A 6,863-nucleotide genomic window follows, 5' to 3' on the forward strand; every position below is an offset into this window, starting at 1 on the left:
AAAATCATTTGAATGATTTCTTCTTGGTCTACGTGCCATAAAATACTCCATATATTGATGTTTATAACATCATTTGAGGAGCAGAATATCACTTATAGGAGTTGTTCAAATTTACGGATCCATCTCTGAATATGCAATAACTGTCCGTTGTAGTTTTAATGGTTGATTTAAAGAGTAATCAACCTAATTTGACAAAATCTAGCAAAAAAAACCTAGTCACCGAAATGACTAGGTTTTTTTTAGTTACTGCAATTGGGCGAATTATGACTCAGTTGCAGTATTGGCTTTCTTCGGTGGACGGCCACGTGGGCGACGCGGACGGGCAGGAGATTTCTCTGCTTTTTCCGCTTCTGTTTCCACTGTTTTTGCTTTTGCTTCAGCTGCTGATGCTTCTTCTTCAGCGGCAGCAACTGGTGCTTTAGCTGTAACAGGTGCATTTTCAGGCTGTTCTGTAGCTTCTGGCTCAGTTTGAGCTGCTGTTACTGCAGTCTCAGGTTGATCAGCAACTAAAGGTTTAACAGGCTCGTCAGTTCTTAGAACTTCAATCGTCTCAGCTTGTTGTGCTGCCACAGCCTGAGCTTCAGCAGCGGGTTCAGTCGGTTTTTCTTCCGGTTGAGCTGCCTGTTTTGCTTGTACAAGTGCCTGTTCCGCAGCAAGTTTTGCTAGACGACGACGCTCACGTGGATCGTTAGCTACACGCTTTTCTGACACAGGTTTTGGTGGAGTCAGATCCAGTACCGGAGCAGGTTCTGGTTCAGGCTGAGCCTTGTTCACCTCTACATCACGCGTCACCGGTTTTTTCTCGGCGGTCACTGCTACAACAACAGTTTCATTGTATTGCTGCGTGAACTTGTCCAGTGCACGGTTGAAGGTCGCCATCAGGCCGAACTGCTCAATCAGTACTGAACAGTCTTCACCGTACACATGACGGATCAGGCTGCCTACGGTGTACTGACCAAGTGTCGGTACTTGTGAAGGACGAAGCTGAGCGGCCTGAGCCTGCTGACCTTGTGCCGCACGACGGTCACGACGACGTTGACGTGGGTCATTGCTGGCACGAGACTTTTCAGCTTTCGGCGTTACTTGTTCAAGCGCTGCTGGAGCAGGGGCTTCCGTCAGATCAACCGCTTCAGTTTTCTCTTCCAGTTCTGCTGCCATCGTTGCTACGGCTGGTGCCTTTTCAGGTGCAGTTTCTTCAGCCGGAGTAGCCACTACAGGTGCTGTACCGTTCAGCGCTACGATTTCACTTTGGCCTTGATCGACATTCACCATCATAGCTGTTGGTGTAACGTCCTGACGCGGTGCATCAATCAGCTCTACGCGTACTTGACGTTCATTAGCTGCTGGAGCTTCAACTTGAGCAGGTGCTTGTGGAGCAGCCGTTTGCTCATTCAGTACGCTTTGATCGCGGTGGCGATTAGGACGTTCTGGACGTTGCTGGTTACGACGGTCACGACGTGGCACAGCTGCTTGCGGTTCAGCTTGAGCATCCTGGTTGTGCTCCTGCTGATGGCGCGGGTTCTTGCGCTTTTGCTCACGTTGTTCTTGACGCTGTTCCTGGCGAGACAACTGAACCACTTCTTCATGCACTTGTTGCGGTGCATTATCATGTTGTTGCGGTTCGCGTTGCTCTTTGTGCTTGTTGTTGCGCTGTTTTTTATGGCTGCGTTGTGATTTTTCTTCACGTTCAGCCTTTTCAGCCTGATCACGCTCTGGCTTGTGTGCCACAGTCGATGGTGCAAGGTAAGCATTGCTGGTTGGTGTAGCAGCTGGTTGTGGGACATGCTGCGGCGCCTGCTGTGCAACAGGTGATGTAACTTGGCCGAACTGACCACGGCTGACTGCGCCATTATTTACCAGCTGTTCAATCGCAGCAGCTGCATTATTGGCAGTGCGAGATTGATCCACAGTGGCTGCCTGTTTTTGTACAAACAGGTTTTCTAACCATGCACATGGGCTGGCAGCAGGTGCAGCAACCTGAGCAGGGACCTGTTGGGCAACCGGCGCTTGCTGTGCATTCTGGTTCTGATTTTGCTGGTTTTGCTGTTGATTATTACGGCGTTTATTGTTTCTGCCATTGTTTTGTTGCTGTACAGGCGCTGGTGCAGCTGCATGCGCATTTTGTTCTTCTTCTAAATGCCACTCAGAAGACTCATAACCCAGTTCTTTTTCACTTGAACGTGTTGCTTCAGTACGTTCATAGCTCGTCGGTGCAAAACCTTCAGGATTATAAGAAATCTCGTAATGCGGCGTTTCCAGGTGCGGGTGCGGCAATACAGTCACACGTGTACTTGAAGTCTGTTCCAGGTAAACCAGGCTGTGACGCTTTTCATTCAATAAGAATGCAGCGATTTCAACCGGTACTTCAACCTGAACTTCACCATGACGTTCACGCAGAGCAATTTCTTCCACTTTACGCATGATTGAAAGTGATAAAGAACGTAGGTCACGCACCATACCTGTGCCATGACAGCGTGGGCAGACATAGCCCGTGGCTTCTTCAAGCGAAGGACGTAAGCGTTGACGGCTCATTTCCATCAGGCCAAAACGTGACAATTGACCAAACTGGATACGTGCGCGGTCACTTTGGGTTGCTTCACGCAGTTTTGCTTCAACCATGCGCTGGTTGCGGTCTTTGGTCATATCGATAAAGTCGATCACGACTAAGCCGCCAATATCACGTAAACGTAACTGGCGTGCAATTTCTTCAGCAGCTTCAAGGTTGGTATTTAACGCGGTATCTTCAACGTCCTGACCACGAGTCGATTTTGCTGAGTTGATGTCGATCGACACCAATGCTTCAGTCTGGTCAATCACGATTGAGCCACCTGAAGGAAGTTTCACTTCGCGCTCATAAGCCGTTTGGATCTGGCTTTCGATACCGAAGTGCGCAAATAATGGCTCATTTAAAGTATAGGTTTTGAGCTTGTCTAACTGACGTGGCATGACCGCTTTTACGAAGTTATAGGCTTCATTATAGGCTTGTTCAGAGTCAATCAGGATTTCTGCCACGTCGTCACGTAAATAATCACGGATCGCACGAGTTACTACGCCTGCTTCCTGATGAACCAGCATTGGTGATGGACCAGAGCTTGCAGTGCTTTGGATTTGCGCCCAAAGGTCAAGCAAGTGCTGAAGATCAAGTTGCAATTCTTCTTGAGAGCGGCCGATCCCTGCAGTACGTACAATCACGCTCATACCACGCGGTACATTTAAAGAGGCCAGCATCTCTTTCAGCTCTTCACGGACTGAACCTGAAATCTGACGGCTGATACCACCACCTTTCGGATTGTTCGGCATCAATACCAGATAACGGCCAGCAAGAGAAATGAAAGTAGAAAGGGCAGCACCTTTATTGCCACGTTCTTCTTTTTCCACCTGAACCAAAAGCTCAGTGCCTTCAGTAATCAGTTCGCGGATATTCGAAGTTTGGCGAGGATCTGCTTTGTAGTAAGTATTGGCAATTTCACGCATCGACAAGAAACCTTGACGACCCGCACCGTATTCAACAAATACAGCTTCTAAAGAAGGTTCTACGCGAGTCACGTGACCTTTATAGATATTAGATTTCTTTTGTTCACGGGTACGATTCTCTAAATCGAAATCGTAAAGACGCTGACCAGTGACAAGTGCAACGCGAATCTCTTCGGCATGTGTTGCATTAATCAACATACGTTTCATGGGTGTAACACCTTATAGTGATACACAGCAAAAAATCGCTATACACGTAGCGAACATCACACATCACGGATCAATGGCTCAAATCTGCAATGAATTTCATTGTGGTTTGAGTCTTTTATTCCCAGCGTCTATTTTGATATAGATCAGCTTTGGTTTTGATTCACGTATTGATGATGGCAATACGGCTTCAATCTTTAAACGATTAAAGTCACCTGAACGCTTCACTGGCGGACGAGCGGTGCATTGGATGTGAGTAACTTTCACTGTCACATTGCTCGAAGATCATCCCTTCTTTATAGATAGAGTGTCTTGATACGGAATTATCGTCGTACCTTTACAAACTGTGCAGATCCAATGCATCAAACGCTGTAGCCTGAAGTCGTCTTCAGGGTGCGACTAATCTGATGTGTATCAGTTTACGTTTAAAAGCCAACTAGGTTGGCGACATATTTTTTCAGACAAACTGATTTATGTACCTGAGGTACAATTAAACGCAACAGTTTGCTTTTTTGCCGATATAATAAGCCTTCGGCGTCGGCATAATTCTTTTGGGACCTTCCCGTATTATGTGAGGGTTTAATTGAATGATCATGTACAGAAATAAATCTGTCATGCACCAACTTTTACTCACAAACGATGGTTTCCGTGCGCTGACTATATCAAACCTTGAATCATCTGCCTATGGGCTAAGCTTATGTTTCTTGTGTAAAGCATAGCCTAAGTGGTCATTTATTAATCAATTTCAATCAATTTTTAGGTCATAGTAACTGTATGAATTCTACGCAACAATGGCAAAACGTCACGTGGTTTGAGGTGGATGAGCACCAAGATGGACAGCGAATCGATAATTTCCTGTTTAGCCGTCTGAAAGGTGTACCAAAAAGCCGCATCTATCGTTTGATTCGTGAAGGCCAAGTTCGCGTTAATAAAAAACGAATTAAGGCAGAAACTAAACTGGCCATTGGTGACCAAATCCGTGTGGCACCAATACGTTATGAACAAAAAGATGAATCTGCTGCACCGGTTTCTGACAAGGTCGCTCAAGGTCTGTTGGCACGTGTAATCTATGAAGATGAAGGCTTGATGGTTGTCAATAAACCTTCCGGGATTGCGGTACATGGCGGTAGCGGTGTGGCCTATGGCCTGATCGAAGGTCTGCGTGCTGCAACGGGTAAAAAATACTTGGAGCTGATTCATCGTATTGACCGTGATACATCCGGTCTGGTGATGATCTCGAAAAAACGTAGTGTGCTTAAAACCCTGCAAGATTTATTACGTGAACATAAAATTAAAAAAACTTATGCGGCAGTCGTGAAAGGGCAAGTAAGTCTGGATAAGCAACTTATTGATGCACCTTTACACCGTTATGAGCTGTCTAATGGTGAACGTCGTGTCCGTGTTTCTAAAGAAGGTAAGGATTCGAAAACCCAGTGGAATGTAGCAGAACGCTTTATGCATGCCACACTGGTGTATGCATCTCCGCTTTCTGGTCGTACCCATCAGATTCGTGTACATGGTTTAAGCATTGGTCATCCGCTGGTGGGTGATGAAAAGTATGGTCATGAGACGGAGTATCGTGGGCCAAAACCACGCCGTTTATGTTTGCATGCCATGCGTCTGGAGATTCCGGGTTATCCGACCATTGAAGCGCCATTGCCAGAAGATATGCAGAGTCTGGTGGCACAGTTAAGAGCACAGAAGGCAGATAAGGTTGTAACGCCTGCGGAAGATGATGAGTAATCACCTTCATAATTTTTCTTTGATATTTCTAGATACTTAGAGAAAGTTCTCCCTCTTTTTTAAAGAAGGGTTAGGAGATATTTAAAATCTCTTAATTGTTGTTAAGTACAAGGCAATGCCTCAAAAGACCTTTATAAATTAAAGAACTATTTCGTAGGCTAGCCTTACTTTTCAAAGATGAAAAGTAACAAAAATCTTTTGTAGATCTGATGGCACTTCCTTGTGCCACAGATCTACAGCGACATCCATGTCGCAATCAAATAGCCAATATCTGTTGGGAAATTGCGTAATAGTAATTTTAGAATGAAACTCACTCTTCTTTTTCAAAAGAGGGTCGAGGTGGATTTAACCCTGAATCAAATCTAGGAAATCTTTATGAACTCACCTGTAAAACTGGTCATTTTTGATTGGGATGGCACTTTGTTTGATTCAGTTGGTCAAATTGTGGCTAGCCTGCAATTTGCCGCGCAGCAATTTAATCAACCGCTGACCGATGCTGATGCCAAAAGTATTATCGGTTTAGGTCTGCCGGAAGTCGCACAACGATTATTCCCAGCTGTGCCAGAATTGCATGCGGATATTTTGCAGGCTTATTCAGAACATTATGTAGCGAACTCTGTTGAGGATGCCTGGTTTGAAGGTGTATCTGAGATGCTATACGCATTAAAAGATCAAGGGATTAAACTGGCTGTCGCTACAGGTAAAAGCCGTAAAGGGTTGGACCGTGTATTAAAGCAGACCAATAGTCTGGAACTCTTTCATGCGACTCGTGCTGCCAGTGAAACGCGTTCTAAACCAGATCCTTTAATGTTGGCTGAAATCCTGGCAGAAACTGGTATACATGCCCATGAAGCGATTATGGTGGGGGATACCTCTTATGACCTGGAAATGGCGCTGAATATTGTCATGCCAAGTGTAGGCGTAAGTTATGGTGTGCATACGTCAGAGACTTTAGCGAATTTTAATCCGCTGTCGATTGTGAATGATGTCAGTAGCTTACATGAGTTTTTATTGGCTAAAGTCCAATGGAAGGAAGCGATTTAATTCAGTATGCTGGGTTTTATCAAATGACAGACAATTTATACAGTTTAAATGTCTGTCATTGAATTAAATTCGCGCATTTAGTCTAATCTTTTAGTCTAAAGCTGCAAACTTGATCAATTTGAACGACCAAAATTGTTGAGAATTTTACTCGGGATTTTTCTATTAAAAATAGACCTCTTTCATAAATCATTTTTTGCTCAGTTCCAAGTTGTAGATTCCAGCGATTAAATTGAATCTCAAACCAAGCCTTTTACCTCTATTTCGATAACGTTCAGCAAGGATTTTGAAGGTTTTCAGGCTGCCAAATACATGCTCAATTCCGATTCTTCTTTTATTGATTTCTTGATTATAGATTTTCAATTCAGGATCCAATTTACAGTGTCTTTTGGCTTTTAATG

At 44.7% G+C, this 6,863-nt stretch carries 5 protein-coding genes; 2 read left to right on the forward strand and 3 right to left on the reverse strand.

What is annotated here, in order from left to right:
* Positions 1–261: 261 nt before the first annotated feature.
* Positions 262–3,681, reverse strand: a complete 3,420-nt coding sequence (locus C3420_RS15995) for an Rne/Rng family ribonuclease (RefSeq protein WP_103801016.1) — start codon at positions 3,679–3,681, stop codon at positions 262–264.
* A 96-nt stretch (positions 3,682–3,777) separates the two neighbouring features.
* Positions 3,778–3,945, reverse strand: coding sequence for a hypothetical protein (locus C3420_RS17445; protein ID WP_155757520.1), 168 nt, complete (start codon positions 3,943–3,945; stop codon positions 3,778–3,780).
* Between the two features lie 507 nt (positions 3,946–4,452).
* Between C3420_RS17445 and C3420_RS16005 the strand changes: the two genes are divergently transcribed.
* Both C3420_RS16005 and C3420_RS16010 read left to right on the forward strand, forming a co-directional pair.
* Positions 4,453–5,421 (forward strand): RluA family pseudouridine synthase, encoded by a 969-nt coding sequence (locus C3420_RS16005; RefSeq protein ID WP_008305495.1) that lies wholly within the window; start codon positions 4,453–4,455, stop codon positions 5,419–5,421.
* A 375-nt stretch (positions 5,422–5,796) separates the two neighbouring features.
* Complete coding sequence (locus C3420_RS16010; RefSeq protein ID WP_103801017.1) at positions 5,797–6,465, forward strand: HAD-IA family hydrolase; 669 nt, start codon at positions 5,797–5,799, stop codon at positions 6,463–6,465.
* Positions 6,466–6,651: 186 nt separating this feature from the next.
* On the opposite strand, the gene C3420_RS17310 is transcribed toward C3420_RS16010, so the two are convergent.
* Positions 6,652–6,863: transposase (locus C3420_RS17310; protein WP_146048148.1), on the reverse strand; the 212-nt coding region annotated here is incomplete at its 5' end.

Origin of the sequence: Acinetobacter sp. ACNIH3, from assembly GCF_002918965.1 — a bacterium.
GTDB classification, from domain to species: domain Bacteria; phylum Pseudomonadota; class Gammaproteobacteria; order Pseudomonadales; family Moraxellaceae; genus Acinetobacter; species Acinetobacter schindleri.

Coding starts and splice junctions, on each gene's coding strand:
- C3420_RS15995 (WP_103801016.1), bottom strand. CDS start 3,681: ATGAAACGTATGTTGATTAATGCAACACATGCCGAAGAGATTCGCGTT.
- C3420_RS16005 (WP_008305495.1), top strand. CDS start 4,453: ATGAATTCTACGCAACAATGGCAAAACGTCACGTGGTTTGAGGTGGAT.
- C3420_RS16010 (WP_103801017.1), top strand. CDS start 5,797: ATGAACTCACCTGTAAAACTGGTCATTTTTGATTGGGATGGCACTTTG.